At 43.2% G+C, this 14,884-nt stretch carries 15 protein-coding genes; 2 read left to right on the plus strand and 13 right to left on the minus strand.

What is annotated here, in order from left to right; all coding sequences use genetic code 11:
• Positions 1–132 precede the first annotated feature (132 nt).
• The 13 genes from ACRAD_RS08150 to ACRAD_RS08210 are packed head-to-tail and all read right to left on the minus strand — an operon-like array spanning position 133 to position 12,236.
• Positions 133–1,773, minus strand: a complete 1,641-nt coding sequence (locus ACRAD_RS08150) for a thiamine pyrophosphate-binding protein (protein WP_005026422.1) — start codon at positions 1,771–1,773, stop codon at positions 133–135.
• 38 nt (positions 1,774–1,811) lie between these two features.
• On the minus strand, positions 1,812–3,278 hold the full coding sequence (locus ACRAD_RS08155) for an aldehyde dehydrogenase (protein ID WP_005026423.1): 1,467 nt from the start codon (positions 3,276–3,278) through the stop codon (positions 1,812–1,814).
• A 13-nt stretch (positions 3,279–3,291) separates the two neighbouring features.
• Complete coding sequence (locus ACRAD_RS08160; protein ID WP_005026424.1) at positions 3,292–4,083, minus strand: aspartate dehydrogenase; 792 nt, start codon at positions 4,081–4,083, stop codon at positions 3,292–3,294.
• Positions 4,084–4,098: 15 nt separating this feature from the next.
• A complete protein-coding gene (locus ACRAD_RS08165; RefSeq protein ID WP_005026425.1) occupies positions 4,099–4,893 on the minus strand; it encodes an SDR family oxidoreductase in 795 nt (264 codons plus the stop codon).
• 15 nt (positions 4,894–4,908) lie between these two features.
• The gene (locus tag ACRAD_RS08170; RefSeq protein ID WP_005026426.1) at positions 4,909–5,733 is read right to left on the minus strand and encodes an alpha/beta fold hydrolase; all 825 of its coding nucleotides are present in this window, start codon (positions 5,731–5,733) and stop codon (positions 4,909–4,911) included.
• Positions 5,734–5,769: 36 nt separating this feature from the next.
• On the minus strand, positions 5,770–6,291 hold the full coding sequence (locus ACRAD_RS08175; protein WP_005026428.1) for a cupin domain-containing protein: 522 nt from the start codon (positions 6,289–6,291) through the stop codon (positions 5,770–5,772).
• A 23-nt stretch (positions 6,292–6,314) separates the two neighbouring features.
• Positions 6,315–7,538 (minus strand): MFS transporter, encoded by a 1,224-nt coding sequence (locus ACRAD_RS08180; protein WP_005026429.1) that lies wholly within the window; start codon positions 7,536–7,538, stop codon positions 6,315–6,317.
• A 42-nt stretch (positions 7,539–7,580) separates the two neighbouring features.
• On the minus strand, positions 7,581–8,792 hold the full coding sequence (locus ACRAD_RS08185) for an NAD(P)/FAD-dependent oxidoreductase (protein WP_005026430.1): 1,212 nt from the start codon (positions 8,790–8,792) through the stop codon (positions 7,581–7,583).
• A gap of 29 nt (positions 8,793–8,821) precedes the next feature.
• The gene (locus ACRAD_RS08190) at positions 8,822–9,751 is read right to left on the minus strand and encodes a VOC family protein (protein WP_005019810.1); all 930 of its coding nucleotides are present in this window, start codon (positions 9,749–9,751) and stop codon (positions 8,822–8,824) included.
• 11 nt (positions 9,752–9,762) lie between these two features.
• Positions 9,763–10,527, minus strand: coding sequence for an SDR family oxidoreductase (locus ACRAD_RS08195; protein ID WP_005019809.1), 765 nt, complete (start codon positions 10,525–10,527; stop codon positions 9,763–9,765).
• Positions 10,520–11,587, minus strand: a complete 1,068-nt coding sequence (locus tag ACRAD_RS08200) for an aromatic ring-hydroxylating oxygenase subunit alpha (RefSeq protein ID WP_005026431.1) — start codon at positions 11,585–11,587, stop codon at positions 10,520–10,522. Before ACRAD_RS08200 ends, ACRAD_RS08195 begins: the two co-directional genes overlap by 8 nt.
• Before the next feature lie 16 nt (positions 11,588–11,603).
• A complete protein-coding gene (locus tag ACRAD_RS08205; RefSeq protein ID WP_005019803.1) occupies positions 11,604–11,903 on the minus strand; it encodes a recombinase-like helix-turn-helix domain-containing protein in 300 nt (99 codons plus the stop codon).
• Between the two features lie 27 nt (positions 11,904–11,930).
• Positions 11,931–12,236, minus strand: coding sequence for a non-heme iron oxygenase ferredoxin subunit (locus ACRAD_RS08210; RefSeq protein WP_002117586.1), 306 nt, complete (start codon positions 12,234–12,236; stop codon positions 11,931–11,933).
• Positions 12,237–12,489: 253 nt separating this feature from the next.
• Here ACRAD_RS08210 and ACRAD_RS08215 point away from each other — a divergent pair, with 253 nt between their 5' ends.
• Both ACRAD_RS08215 and antA read left to right on the plus strand, forming a co-directional pair.
• Positions 12,490–13,302, plus strand: coding sequence for an IclR family transcriptional regulator (locus ACRAD_RS08215; protein ID WP_005019800.1), 813 nt, complete (start codon positions 12,490–12,492; stop codon positions 13,300–13,302).
• Between the two features lie 164 nt (positions 13,303–13,466).
• Positions 13,467–14,882, plus strand: coding sequence for an anthranilate 1,2-dioxygenase large subunit (antA, locus tag ACRAD_RS08220; RefSeq protein WP_005026432.1), 1,416 nt, complete (start codon positions 13,467–13,469; stop codon positions 14,880–14,882).
• Positions 14,883–14,884: the final 2 nt, after the last annotated feature.

Raw genomic sequence — 14,884 nt, forward strand, 5'->3', positions numbered from 1 at the left:
AGCGTCCTGCTGGAACTTTATTTGCTTTACCTGTAAAACTCCGTTTTTATTGTTTTTTAGACAAAAAAATTTATCTAAAAAAAGGATGGCTTAGCAGCTTCCATCGCATATGTACTAAACCATCCAAACTGGTTAATACAATTTCTTTTGCGGTGGACCCGCGAAGTTTAATGGTCCAATCGAGTTCATATCGAGTTCAATCACGGTTGGCCCTTCAAAAGCGACAGCCTCTTGAATAACCGTTTTAAACTCTTCTGCACTACCGACTTTCCAGCTCTTCACACCCATTGATTCGCCAAGAAGTTTGTAGTCAGGTGTATGCAATTCATTGAAATACTGGCGGCCACCAAAGTAATTATTTTGAATGCCACGCATTACGCCATAACCACCATCATTCATAATCATTAAGACCATGTTGGTGTTTTCTTGCACCATGGTTGCAATTTCGCCAATACCAAGCATTAAGCCGCCATCGCCGACTAAACCAATTACTTTTTTTTCAGGGTTAGCAATCGAAGCACCAATTGCTGTTGCAAGGCCTAAACCAATTGCACCCGCAAGTGAGTGGATGTTTTGGTTTGGTGCTTGTACTGGGAATAAACGACTGCCCCATGTACTACCCGACATGGTAATGTCACGTACAAAAATGCCGTCTTGAGGTAAAGCTGCACGTAAGTGATCACAGATCAAAGCATATTGGTCAATTTGTTTACGCAGTGCATCAATTGCAGCCTGTTTAGCAGTCACTACAGCAGCATCGTAATCGGCGTCAACTTTTGAAGTTCCTTGAAGCTGTTCTAACACACGTGTTAAGACATCTTTGGCATCGCCACAAATGAAGTTCCGAATTTTGTAATTACGTTGCTGAGCCATTGGGTTAGCATCCACCTGAATAATGTTTTCAGGAAATTCAACCGAATAAGTTTTAGTTTCATTACTACGTAAACGAGAACCCACCACAACCATCAGGTCAGCATCTTTTAATAACTGCTCAACACCCGCCGAGTTATGGAAAGCACCTAAACTACGTGGATGATCATCTGGCAACACCCCACGAGCATGAGTCGATGAAACAACCGGAATACCTAAATCTGCAATTGCTTTCACTTCAGCAACGCTATTTAAAGTTCCACCACCAATCCAGAAAATCGGGTGTTTTGCTTTTTTGATTTCATTAACAAGAAGATCAATTTCAGCTTGTTCTGCCTGTGGCAATTCAAGTGCTTTCACTGGGCCTAAATTAAGTGGTAAATCAATTTCCGCTGCCTGCACATCAATTGGTAGCTCGACACTGACAGGTCCCATTGGAACAGTCGTTGCGACACGGATGGCTTCACGTATTACACCAACAGCATTGTCTGGACTGGTAATGCGAAATGCCGCTTTGCTTGATGCACGTAAGAATGTAAGTTGGTCTTTGGTTTCATGAATGAAACTTGCATCACGATCGAGATATTCACGCTCAACCTGACCTGTTAAATGCAATACAGGGCTACCCGCATTCATTGCTTCAATGAGTGAACCCACCGCATTACCTGCCCCAGCACCGGTACTGGTTAAGGCTACACCTAGGCCTTTAAAGCGTGAGTGTGCATCTGCCATGGTGACCGCACCCGCTTCACCACGGGCTGCAACAAAGCGCATTTTTTCACGGCGCCCTACTGCATCGGCAATGGGTAAATTGTGAATGGAGATAACACCATAAATACTATCAACTTGGTGCGCTTCTAAAACTCTTGCGATTGCTTCGCCTACATTTACACGTTCAGTCATGTCTGTTCCTCAAAATTTGTTTTCAGTCCTTGAATTTATTAATCGCACCAAGGGTTAGGCTGTTCATTCAGCCCCATATAAATACTCTTTTGTTGCATGTACGATAAAATGCCCAAACGGCCTTTCTCGCGCCCGATTCCACTGTCTTTAAATCCACCAAACGGTGCACTAATCGAGAACTTTTTGTAGGTATTAATCCATACCGTTCCCACTTCTAAGGCACGTGCTATACGCCAAGCCTTACGATAGTTTTCAGTCCAGATACCTGCGGCAAGACCAAAACAACTGTCATTGGCTTGCTTAATTAAATCTTGCTCGTTGTCATATTTCATAACGACTAAAACAGGGCCAAAAATTTCTTCCTGACAGGTTTGAGCACTATTATTTAAGCCCGTGATGATGGTTGGTAAGTAATAGCTTCCTTTGGCATAGTCACCAGTGGTAAGTGCCTCACCACCAATCAAAACTTGACCACCTTCGCTTTTGGCCAGTTGCACATAGCGATCAACTGACTGCAAATGTTTGTCATTGACCAGTGGCCCTAAGTGCACACCCGCTTGTTCTGGATGGCCCACACGTAAGCCTTTGGTAATTTCAACCAAACGCGTTAAGAACTGATCGTAAAGACTGCTATGAATAAACAAGCGAGAACCTGCGATACACGCTTGGCCTGCCGAGCTAAAAATACCGTACGCTACACCTTTAGCAGCCAGTTCAACATCTGCATCAGGTAAAACGATGGTTGGTGACTTACCACCCAACTCAAGTGAAGTGGTAATCAGTTTATCTGCGGCAATGTGTGCCAAATGACGACCCGTGGTTGTCCCACCTGTAAAAGAAATTTTTCGAACTAATGGATGTTGAGCAATGGCATCACCAATCACTGAACCACGCCCCACTAACACACTGAGTAAACCTTTTGGTAAGCCAGCTTCTTCAAAAATTTTGGCAAGCTCTAAAGCAATCAGTGAAGTCGCTTCTGCAGGTTTTAACACCACTGCATTTCCTGCTGCCAAAGCTGGAGCAAGCTTTTGAACTTCACTCGCAATTGGAGAGTTCCAAGGGGTAATGGCTGCCACAACGCCCACAGGTTCATGTACGCTCATGGTCATAAAGTCTGGAGCACGCTGAGTGGTGAGCTCATCATTCAACGTTTCACAAGCCGCCGCAACATAGCGTGCAGTTGCCGCCGCGCTCATCACCAAACCACGAGTTTCGGTTAAAGGCTTACCATTATCGCGGGTTTGTAGTTTTGCTAATTCATCTACACGCGCTTCAATAATGTCTGCAACTTTGTAGAGAATACGTGCACGCTCATGCGGCAAGCTGTTTCTCCAGCTCGGTTGACGCCAAGCCTGATCTGCCTTTTCAATTGCTTCATTTACATCTTCAAGCGTTGCTGTTGAAAGCTCAGCGTTTACCGACTGATCTGCCGGAAACAGGCTTTGAATGACTGCACCACGGCCTAATCGCCATTCACCCGCAATATAAATTTCCTTTGCCATGATCAAATCCTTCTTAAATCTGTATTGCTTCTACACTGTTGCGACAAGCACGAATCACGCTAAGCGCAGCCAAAGTTGATGTTTTGGGGTTACTTGGTAACGGCACGCCCACCAGTTCAATGGTCATTTGTCCAAAGCCACCTTCTGCCACAATGGTGTGTTTGTTTTTGTTGATAGTTGGATCAACAGTTAACTCAACCATGGTTTCATCCATTCCAAGCCCTGCAAGTGCAATGGTTGCTGCAACGTTGGCATTGGCAGGAAATTTGGTCGCAGCTTCACGGGCAGTTCCTGTGAAAAAGACCGTAGGTTCAGCAACATGGTCTAAATCGACCAATTGCTCTGCATAACTGCCCTTCCAGCTTTTTGGGCTTTTACAGCCTTTGTAAGTGACTTTTTGCAAACCACCTTCTTTAGCCGCAGAAATACCATCAATACCTGCGATAGCCCCTGCCAGTAAATGCAGATGGGCATCATTTTTTTCGGCAGTTTGCTTAAGCTGAACCAGAAAGTCGCTATCAGCCAAAGTACCCACCGAAATCAGACCAATGGTCCAGCCTTTTGCTAAAACTTTTTGAGCATGCTCTTTCACTGCTGCTTGACCTGCCACCTCAATGACATAGTCTGGCGTACCATCACATTGCTCAATATCGGAAATCACTTGAATGTCAGATGAGACTTGTGATTGAACTTTTTCAATACTGCGAGATGGCACGACAATCCATTTGAGTTGCAGATCTTGAGGCAAATGGGCATACACTTCTGCTGCCATGGCGCCAAAACCAATCATCATCAACTTTTTCATGACAGCACCTGATATTTATAAATGTTTGTTAAAACCACCCGAGACATCTATTGCTGAACCTGTGGTGTAAGATGCCAATGGTGATGCCAAGAAAACTAAAGCACGTGCAGGCTCTTCTGGACGGCCTAAACGCTGCATGGGAATACCACGGTTTTTTGCGATATTGCCGGTCCATTCTTCCCATGACAGATTTAAATCTGAACGGGTTTCATAACGGCGTTTCCACTGCGCAGATTCGACCATACCAAGTAAAATCGAGTTCACACGAACACCATATTGAGTAAACTCATGCGCCAACGAATGGGTTAAATTCAACAGTGCAGCGCGTGCAGATGACGTCGCAATCATGTGCGGTTCCGGTTGCAATGCCAGTAACGAGTTCACGTTGGTAATTGAGGCATTGGCCGACTGTTTTAAGTCTTCAAGAAAAGCTCTTACCGGATGTAAAACACTGAAATATTTCAGCTCAATTTCTTTCATCCAGTCTTCATCTTGTGTGTTTTCAAAATTTGAAACACGGCCTTGCCCAGCATTGTTAATCAGCATGTCCACATTGCCCAAATTGAGTTTGACGTCTTTGGCAAATTGCTGAACTTCTTCTTTTTTCAACACATTGCATGCTTTGGTAAAAATATTGGCATGCGGATATTTTTCTAAAATATAGTGCTTAGAAGCATTTAAACGTTCTTCATCGCGACCACACCAAGCAACTTTTGCACCCTCTGCAACCAGTATTTCAACAGCAGCCAGCCCAATCCCAGATGAGCCACCGGTAACAACTGCAACTTTTCCTTCAACTTGGAAGCTCATAATCCTTAATCTCTCTTACGATTGTTCCTGAATCGTCAATATAATTTGGTTAAATGCTTGCGGTTGGTCGACATAACTTAAATGTCCTGCATCTTCTATGACAAAGCGCTGTTCCAACTGCAATTCCTGAGCAAGCTCTTGTATACCTAACGCAGGAGTGATTTGATCTTGCTGCCCTGCAATCACTGTGCATGGGACTTTTAAATCGATTAAGTAATTACGTATTTCGTCATATGCCAGTAAGTACGATGCATGTGTGAAACCTTGTAGGGTCAATTGCTGCATCACCTCTGAAACTAAAGCTAAGGCCTGTGGCTCTTGTTTATAAATCAAATGAGGTCCACGGCTTTCGGCCATTCCTTTAGCACCGAGTTCTTTCAACATTTTTGGTCTTTTTTCAAAAACCTGAATTTGTGTTTGTTCATCGTGGCGTTGGTAGCCTTGAGCTAAGTTAGCAACAACTAAATGTTCCACTCGCTCTGGGTAAAGTGCAGCAAATGCACTCGCCTGTAAGGCACCTAATGAGTGTCCGACCACAATTGCTTTTTCAATTTTTAAAGTATCGAACAATGCTGCCAAACGCTTTGTGTAGTCGGTCGCATTGGGCTGATCAGTTAAAAGTACATCTGATTTGCCATAGCCCGGTGCGTCCCAGGCAATGACATGAAAATGATGAGACAGCACTTCAAGTTGGTTTACCCATGAAGCAGAACCTGAACTAATGCCGTGCAACAGCACAAGGTACTCACCCTGACCGGCTTCGCGATAGGCTTGCTGCTGGCCTTGAACATTGACCGTTTTCACTGGAAATTCTGCTAACTTTTCAATGAGTGTCATCATTTTTAATTCTTTCCCTTCATTCACTTCATCAAACAATTAACGTTTGATTTGAGACAATGGATGCTCTGGTGGATAGTTCGGAATTGTTGGTTTACCTGTTCCTAACATCACACACATCAAGGCATCTTCTTGACCTGGGTTAAATAGACCACGGTAAATACCCGGTGGAATTGAAATCAGGTCACGCTCTTTTAAACGGGTCTCAAATTTCTCGCCGTTGTGCTCAATGAACAAATCAATTTCGCCGCGGAGCATAAAGAAAACTTCTTCAACGTCGTGGTGAATGTGCAAAGGACCTTCACACTGTGGTGGTAGAACCATGGTTGAAAACGTGAAGTTTTCTGCCGGAACGGTGTTACCGTCATTTACGACACCTGTTGCCCCCGTACCCATATAGCGCATTTGTGCACGGCGATATTTCGGATCGTAATCGGCTTGGAACTTCAAGGCATCAAAGTCGTATTTACGTGTCTCAAAGCGAGCAATACGTGTGTTTAACCAGTCTTCTAAAGAAGCATTTTCTGGCTGTTTCCACGATTCGAATTGTTGTGTAGTCATTTTTTAAACTCCTATACAGTGAATTAATAACGTTTTAAAAGAGGAACCAAGAACAACGACCCAATGACAGCGACCGCAGCCAAGAAGGTAATTCCCAAATTAAAACTATGTGTTTGCATCACGATGTAACCGATCAGTACAGGCGCAATTGCACTTGCAAAATTGCCAAGACCATTAAATATTCCACCCGCAGTTGCACCGACATCTGCAGTTGTCACGCGGGCAAGCAAGGCAAATACAGCAGCGACACCAAAGCCCCAAGCCATAGCACTTAAAGACATCGCAGCAATGATTAGAATTGGATTAGTCATCAGAACCATGACATACATAAAGATTCCGGCTACCAGCAAACCGCTAAAGACCTGGACAGCACGACGTCCCAGTTTGTCTGAAAGAAAGGCGCCAATGATTTCACCAACCAGCATGGCAATAAACGGAAAGCTTGAATAAACACCAAATTCTTTAAGATTAAAGCCCTTATCCTGGATGAGATAAGACGGGACCCAACTATTTAACCCCCAGAGATAAGTCATTAAGGCGATATTGAATATACATACCAGCCAGAACGAACTGTTCTGTAACAGGAATTTAGTGTTTGCAATATGCCCTTGAAAATTGATGCGCTTAGCACCAGCTTCTAGTTCAATGGTTTTCTTGAGTTGCAGATTACGTAATCCAAATACAATAGCCAGTAAAGCAACAATCGTAAGTCCAGCCATTACAAAGAATGTGGTATGCCAGTCGTGATTAGCCAGTACCGCGGCAGTAATTGGAAAGCCTAGAAATGCGCCAATTGGAGTACCAAGTAAAAACATGGTAGAGGCGCGTGCCTGCTGCCGGTCTGTATAGGTCTGTTTAACGATGGTATATGCCAGCGCAAAGAGTGGTCCTTCTGCAAGCCCCAACAATACGCGTAGAAATAACATTCCTGCGTAGCTGGTGGTAAATCCCATAAAGAGCATGAGTATGCCCCATGCAGCTACGCTCCAGAACAGCATTTTTTTAGGATTAAAAATATCGCCCAGAAAACTCAAAAATACAGATGAAAAACCATAAGCCAGCAAGAAACTGGTCATCAGCCAGCCCAGCTTTGCCTTGTCACCTGCGATCCCCATCGCATCCTGGAAATGCGCATCGGAAAACAAAACTGCGATACTGATCTTGTCGAAAAATGCCAGTACTACACATACCATCAGGACAAAAGCTGGAAGCCAGTGCTTTAATCCATTTTTTTCTTCATTACTCATATGTCTTTCCTTGAGTCTAGTAATGAGTGCCGGATTCTATGTCTAAGGTTTTAATTTCATGACATTAAATTCAGGATCTTGTAATTGTTCAGGGTTAAGCTGGGTTTCAGACTGAATCCAGCGTTTTGCCAGTTTGACCAGTTTAGAATCATTAATGGCAACCATGTTCAGCAAAAGATTTTCATGGTCCAGATATAAATAGCTCACCTGGTTTTCACCACCTTGACGAATGATCACTTTTTTAGTTTTTTCAGGTTGATAATTTCCTAAAATCTGGATATTAAAGTGATACTGATCCGACCAGAGCCATGGAATATCGTTATATTCAGTTGCTATTCCGAGCATTGACTTGGCGGCCGCTATAGCCTGATTCTGCGCATTCGCCCAAGACTGAATGCAATAGCCCAAACCCGGATGTATCGCGACGTCTCCTGCGGCATAAATGTCCTGATCTGAGGTTTGCCCAAAACAGTTCACTACAATCCCATCTTTCACATCCAGACCTGCGTTGCTGCCCAGCTCTTTTGCAATTTCTGCACCAGCTCCTACAACGACACAATCAAAGAGTTCACTCGCCTGAGGATAATTAACAACCTCTACTTTTTGCTGATACGCCTCAACCAGATGCACGTGCTTACTCTCTAAATGAATCACCGTACCTTGCTGTTCATGAATCTGTTTTAAAACACTGGAAAGCTCTGGACTGACACTACGTGCACACAACCGGTCTCCATATTCAAAAACATGCACTTGCTTGCCCTGTTTTCGCGCAGTAGCGGCGATTTCAAGACCAATCCACCCACCACCCACCACTGCTACCTTATTTGCCTTTTCTAAACGTTCAGCCAAATATTCACAGTCCTGTACATTTCGTAAAGTCAGTACATTAGGAATAAACTGCCAGGTTTTTACTGGTATACGTGCTCGGCTGCCTGTAGCAATCAGTAACTTGTCATAAGGTAGAGTTTTACCATCTTGCAGTATGACCTGTTTGTGCTGACGGTCTAGCTGCGTAGCAAAAGCCGGTTTGTGCCACTGAATATTAAAGCTCTCAATTTGATCGGCTGAAAATAAGCTTAGGCTTTCATAATCAGCCTCTCTAGACAGGACCTGCTTAGACAGGGGTGGCCGCTCATAGAAGACCTGTTCTTCATTAGAGACCACATGAATTTCACCCGAAAACCCATTTTGGCGTAATGTGCTTACGGCCCAGCCAGAAGCCTGCCCGGCTCCAACAATTACAATTCTTTCCATGATTCTGCTCTCCTTGGCTCAGGCATTTTTTACAAAGACTTCACCTGACGGCGAGTAGTGTTATCCAAACCGCCTTCGATTGCCCATTCGGTAAAAAGCTCAAGGCAGTGTTCTTCTGTACGTGGTTGCCATTCTTCTGTCAGATAGTCATCATTGGTGTAATACTCAAATGCACCGCCCAATGGTGAGTTGACGTACCAGAAATAAGCAGAAGAAATTGGATGACGTCCTGGCCCGATAAAAGTTGACCACTCTGAACGGTTCATATGTAAACCGCCCCCAATTACCTCATGAATATCACGAACAACAAACGCAACGTGGTTCAGGCCAGCAGGTTTATTTGGAACACTGAGCAGGAATAAATCATGGTGATAACCTTCACCGCGACAACGTAAGAATGCACCGCGATTTTTGTAGGCATCAGATAAATGAAAGCCTAATTTTTCAATGTAAAACTTCTCGGTGGTTGCCAGATCAGGCGTAAAAAATACAACGTGTCCAATTGCTACCGGTTGTCCTTTTTCATAAACTGGGCTTGCTGCATTGACACGTTGAATATTACCGTACTGGTTAATGCCTTCCGTTTTAAGTTCTGGTACTTCTTTTACAAAACTTTGTTCAAAACGAATGGTCATACCATTGGGGTCAAGACACTGAACTGTCGTTTCAGTACGTTTAAAACCGTCTACATCGGCCAAACGAGCTGCCAAGTCTTCAAGGTCTTGAAGACTATCAGCACCCCACGTGACTTCACGTAAAGTTGAACCTTGCTCAATAGCAGATGGCAAACGGTCATCATCACAATTAAATAAATAAATTTTGCTACCGTTTTGAGTCTGGTATAAGTCTGCACCTTCAATATCTGAAGTACTTTGGCTTAAACCAAAATCTGCCAAAAACTTGTTTGAAGCGGCTCTATCTTCAACTCCAAACTTTAAAATCTCGATCCCTGTAATCATTTGACCACTCCTTAGTTAAAGACAAAACCGCCATTGACCGGAATATTTTGACCTGTCACAAAAGAGGACAAATCCGACAGTAGATACAATGCTGTTCCATTTAAATCTTGGGGAAGTTGCTGACGTTGAATCGCTCTTCCGTTGATATATAAATCATGACGTTCTTGAGGCACATACTCGGTTGCCTCAACCAGAGTCAGCCCCGGTGATAAGGTGTTGACACAGATATTAAACTGACCCAACTCTCTTGCCATTGAACGTGTCATGGCAACAATTGCACCTTTACTCGCCACATAAGCCATCAGGTTTGGCGCACCCCAAAGTGCTGTATCTGACGCAACATTAATAATCTTGCCGGCGGCCGATTGCTTTAAATGTGAAACGCATGCCTTACTAATGAGCCATGTGCCTTTCACATTAATCTTCATGACCTGATCCCAAAGTTCAGGATCGTAATCAATCATATTTTTTCCACCAACATTGGTTGCAAGCGCTGCACAGTTCACAAGACCATCTAGTCCTTGTAATACTTCCATGCTTTTTGCGACAGCATTTTCAATAGAGTCTGCATTGGCAAGGTCAACTGTTACTGCATGAACATTGAGTCCTTGTTTTTGTAAGACCTGTGCTTCTTGTTGCACGAGGTCAGACAAAATATCTGCCATTACGACTTCAGCACCAGCCTCAGCAATGGCTTGAGCAAAATCTCGGCCTAAACCACGTGCAGCACCAGTCACTAAAACTTTTTTGCCTTGCAACAACGCTACATTAGCCATGAGCTTCTTCCTGCATCTCGATACGGTTTGATGCATTTAACGCAGCAATTTTCTTTAATTGCTTCTCGGCTTCTTTCTTCATTAAACGGCGTAAACGTGCAAGACCCACATCGTGTTGATAGAGGAATTCTTTTTCACGGGCATTTGGCGCAAGGTTTTCTAAAATAATTCGGTCTTGTTCCAATACATCCCAATGCAACTGTTCTAAATGATTGCGATATAAGAAACGCCATACATTACGTTGCCAGCAACTCACCTTACGGCAGCGCCAGAAAAATACGCGAGTATTGTTGGCATCAATTGGCGTTGCATAACCTACAATCCAGAATTCGCCACCTGGGCCAAATTGTTTGCGGTATGGAATTGAAAGACGTAACCAGCTTGCACCTGTTGAACCATATTCAACCCAGTCAAAGTTCACACCGGTTTGACCTTCTTTTTCAAAAACAAAGCCATTATCGGTCGTGCGGTGTTTCATCTCTGCAGTACGTTCACCATCTGCCATTGAGTGCGATGTCGCGTGTAAATAGGTCCCATGCATTGGGTCCATCACGTTATCAATCGCGTATTGATGGTTTACTTTCCAGTCTGCTTGGCAAAGGAATGAACTCCACTCTTCGCTTGCAAGTTGCTCTGGAAACTCAAGCGGCGCTGGTTGTTCATTTGCATCAAGACCAAACCAGATAAAGATTGCGCCATGTTGCTCAATGACAGGATAGTTCTTTAAACATTTAGTACCAGTCATTGGACATTCATGAACGGCTGGCACATCAGCAACAACACCGTCAGCACGAACTTCAACACCGTGATACCAGCAAGCAACTCGGTCACCCAAATTCCAACCCAGTGAAAGACGAGCACCGCGATGTGGACAGCGATCTTCAAGCGCGTGAACCTGACCTTCAGCATCACGCCAAACTACAATATTTTCGCCTAAACGAGTAATTCCGACTGGATTAGCAGCGACTTCCCAACTTGCTAAAACCGGGTGCCATTGGTCACGTAAACCAAGTTCTAAATATTCTTCAGCGCTTTGTGAAGTTGATACGATTGCGTTCATTTTATTCTTCCCTGAATCAATAACCTAAACGTTGCATTTCTTCTGTAAAGCTTGCAGAAGTCCATTCATCACCAGATTCACAACGGAAACCCTGTTGATTAAGGGCAGAAACAACCTCATCTAACTCAGTTGCGCCCGCAGAAAATGCCTGAATCAAGTTTTTTACAAAGTCTTGTTCGTAGAGAGTTGGTTCTTTATAACGTGTCTGCCAAACCAACAATTCAGATTGACCTGGAACTTGAATATTGTTGATACCTGCTTCGGTTGCTGGCGTTGCATGAATCCAGCTTGCCAACTTTTCATTAAATGTCTTCATTGTTCTGCTTCCTTGTACATGTGAGGACTAGAGTTGAATTTGAATATCCTGTCCTTCAACACGAACCGGGTACGTACATAGGTTTCTACACCCTGGTCCACTTTTTAGCTCACCTGTCTGAATGTCAAAAATTGCTTCGTGCAATGGACATTCAACAGTCTGATCTTCGATAAATCCTTCGGTTAATAAGGCATACGCATGAGGGCAAACATTTTCGATAGCAAAGTAATTTTCATCGACAAAAAAAACACCAATTTTTTTCCCTTCAATTTCGATGGCTTTCGGCTCATCTTCGCTAACGTCACCCTGCTGACAAACTGAGATCCAACTCATACCTTGCGTCCTCATTTTGTTTTGTATATAAAACAATATTTAATATAAGAAACTTTATAAAAGAATACCCTTAAATTATTTTTTATGTCAAATTTTATATTTTACTAATAATCAAATATTTAATATTTTTATTAAAATAATTTTGTTTTAAATAGAATCAAAAGTTTTATATGTGAAAATTGTTTTAATTATTCTTTAACATTACAATGAATCTGAAACTATATTAAAATTTACTGGTTTGAGTAATTTCATCATGACTGTTGCACTAGACGATACAACTGAAGACCTTTCAAACAATAAGAATGAGGAACGATATCTGGTACCAGGCCTAGTCCGAGGGCTGGCTGTTTTGCAGGCTTTTAATCAGGAAGCAAGTGAAATGACCATCTCTGAAATTGCAGAGATTCTAAATGTGAACCGTTCGAGCGCTTTTCGCCTGATCTACACGCTTGAGGCATCAGGTTATCTTAGAAAAGCCAGCGCCAAGACCTATGCCCTAGACTCAAAAGTTATGGAGCTCGGATTTAACAGCTTGTCCAAACTTTCGCTGACCGATCTTGCTACACCTATTATGAAAGAACTGCGGGACCAAACTCAGGTTGCTGCACATCTGTCTGTTCTTGAAGGAACACACATTATTTTTATTCATAATGTTCAGGCTATTGGGGCATTTACGAGTACTTTACAGGTGGGAACCCGATGGCCAGCCCATGCTACAGTAATTGGACAATATCTACTTTCAAGTTTGCCTGAGAACGAGGTACGGCAGCGTTATAGCAAATTTCAGGACTGGAAGTCCTTTTCCGAGCGCACACCCAAAAATTTAAAAGAGTTACTAGCTAGACTTGATTTAGTACGTGAACAAAAATTTATGGTGAGCTGGGGTCATTTTAATCATGATATGGCTGCCTGTGCTGCTCCTATCTTTAAACAGTCTAAACAGGAAATGGTTGCAGTTTTATCAGTGAGCTGTCCTCTTAGTACTTATGATGAAAATGTATTTAAAGACGAAATTGCGAATCTGGTTACGGCCTCTGCCAATAAAATTTCAAAATTTATTTATTGATCTCAAGCAAGTTATATCATCGCTGAATCTTCTTCTATTTATATATATAGTACTTTAAAGACGTTTCTGCAAAAACTGGATAAAGTTCTGGAAAAATCGGATAGAGGCCAAATGGTAATCGCGGTTCAATCAAGAAAAGCGCTGATTGAATGGAGTATTATAAAATGGCCTCACGTAGCGTAACTGAATGGCAGGATTTCGTTGCAGGATGCATTGATTTTCGTCCAAATGACGGGGTTTTCCGTATAGCGCGTGATATGTTCACGCAGCCAGAATTGTTTGATCTTGAAATGGAATTCATTTTTGAAAAAGTATGGATTTATGCCTGTCATGAAAGTGAAATTCCCAATAACCATGACTTTCTAACTGTCCAGATTGGCCGACAGCCTATCATCATCAGCCGTGATGGTAAGGGTGAACTGCATGCTATGGTTAACGCCTGTGAACATCGTGGAGCAACCTTAACCAGGGTTGCCAAAGGCAATCAGTCTACTTTCACCTGTCCGTTCCATGCCTGGTGCTATAAGTCCGATGGTCGTCTGGTTAAGGTTAAAGCACCAAGTGAATATTGTGAAGATTTTGACAAATCCAGTCGTGGTCTAAAGCAGGGCCGGATTGCCAGCTATCGTGGTTTTGTATTTGTTAGCCTTGATGTGCAGGCTACAGATAGCCTCGAAGATTTTTTAGGTGATGCCAAAGTATTTCTCGACCTGATGGTCGAGCAGTCACCTACCGGTGAGCTGGAAGTGTTACAGGGTAAGTCGGCTTATACTTTTGCAGGTAACTGGAAACTGCAAAATGAAAATGGCCTAGATGGCTATCATGTCAGTACTGTTCACTACAATTATGTTTCAACTGTACAGCATCGCCAGCAGGTCAATGCAGCCAAAGGTAGTGATCTTGATACTCTTGATTATAGCAAGCTGGGTGCGGGTGATAATGAAACTGATGATGGCTGGTTTAGCTTTAAAAACGGTCATAGCGTTTTATTTAGTGATATGCCGAACCCGACGGTCCGCCCTGGATATGAAACAGTCATGCCCTATCTGGTCGAGAAATATGGTCCAAAGCGTGCTGAGTGGGCAATGCACCGTCTCAGAAACTTAAACCTCTATCCAAGTCTGTTTTTTATGGACCAGATCAGTTCGCAGTTACGAATCGTACGCCCGGTCGCCTGGAACAAGACAGAAGTAATCAGTCAGTGCATTGGGGTTAAAGGAGAGTCAGCTGAAGCTCGCCGTAACCGCATTCGTCAGTTTGAAGATTTCTTTAATGTATCCGGCCTAGGCACTCCCGATGATCTGGTCGAGTTCCGTGAACAGCAGAAAGGTTTCCAAGCACGTCTGGAACGCTGGAGCGATATTTCACGTGGCCACCATACGTGGTGTTATGGCCCTACCCAGAATTCACAGGACTTGGGTATTGAGCCTGTCATTACCGGGCGTGAATTCACACATGAAGGACTTTATGTGAACCAGCACGGTCACTGGCAACAGTTAATGTTAGACGGCCTAAAAAAGAAAGCTTTAAAACTGCATGATATTACTTATGAAAATCATACTGTAACGGATGAGGTGTAATC

Origin of the sequence: Acinetobacter radioresistens DSM 6976 = NBRC 102413 = CIP 103788, assembly GCF_006757745.1 — a bacterium.
GTDB classification, from domain to species: domain Bacteria; phylum Pseudomonadota; class Gammaproteobacteria; order Pseudomonadales; family Moraxellaceae; genus Acinetobacter; species Acinetobacter radioresistens.

What these genes read in the sequence shown, in the direction of transcription:
- ACRAD_RS08150 (WP_005026422.1), bottom strand. Translation starts at nt 1,773, where the DNA reads ATGACTGAACGTGTAAATGTAGGCGAAGCAATCGCAAGAGTTTTAGAA.
- ACRAD_RS08155 (WP_005026423.1), bottom strand. Translation starts at nt 3,278, where the DNA reads ATGGCAAAGGAAATTTATATTGCGGGTGAATGGCGATTAGGCCGTGGT.
- ACRAD_RS08160 (WP_005026424.1), bottom strand. Translation starts at nt 4,083, where the DNA reads ATGAAAAAGTTGATGATGATTGGTTTTGGCGCCATGGCAGCAGAAGTG.
- ACRAD_RS08165 (WP_005026425.1), bottom strand. Translation starts at nt 4,893, where the DNA reads ATGAGCTTCCAAGTTGAAGGAAAAGTTGCAGTTGTTACCGGTGGCTCA.
- ACRAD_RS08170 (WP_005026426.1), bottom strand. Translation starts at nt 5,733, where the DNA reads ATGATGACACTCATTGAAAAGTTAGCAGAATTTCCAGTGAAAACGGTC.
- ACRAD_RS08175 (WP_005026428.1), bottom strand. Translation starts at nt 6,291, where the DNA reads ATGACTACACAACAATTCGAATCGTGGAAACAGCCAGAAAATGCTTCT.
- ACRAD_RS08180 (WP_005026429.1), bottom strand. Translation starts at nt 7,538, where the DNA reads ATGAGTAATGAAGAAAAAAATGGATTAAAGCACTGGCTTCCAGCTTTT.
- ACRAD_RS08185 (WP_005026430.1), bottom strand. Translation starts at nt 8,792, where the DNA reads ATGGAAAGAATTGTAATTGTTGGAGCCGGGCAGGCTTCTGGCTGGGCC.
- ACRAD_RS08190 (WP_005019810.1), bottom strand. Translation starts at nt 9,751, where the DNA reads ATGATTACAGGGATCGAGATTTTAAAGTTTGGAGTTGAAGATAGAGCC.
- ACRAD_RS08195 (WP_005019809.1), bottom strand. Translation starts at nt 10,527, where the DNA reads ATGGCTAATGTAGCGTTGTTGCAAGGCAAAAAAGTTTTAGTGACTGGT.
- ACRAD_RS08200 (WP_005026431.1), bottom strand. Translation starts at nt 11,587, where the DNA reads ATGAACGCAATCGTATCAACTTCACAAAGCGCTGAAGAATATTTAGAA.
- ACRAD_RS08205 (WP_005019803.1), bottom strand. Translation starts at nt 11,903, where the DNA reads ATGAAGACATTTAATGAAAAGTTGGCAAGCTGGATTCATGCAACGCCA.
- ACRAD_RS08210 (WP_002117586.1), bottom strand. Translation starts at nt 12,236, where the DNA reads ATGAGTTGGATCTCAGTTTGTCAGCAGGGTGACGTTAGCGAAGATGAG.
- ACRAD_RS08215 (WP_005019800.1), top strand. Translation starts at nt 12,490, where the DNA reads ATGACTGTTGCACTAGACGATACAACTGAAGACCTTTCAAACAATAAG.
- antA (WP_005026432.1), top strand. Translation starts at nt 13,467, where the DNA reads ATGGCCTCACGTAGCGTAACTGAATGGCAGGATTTCGTTGCAGGATGC.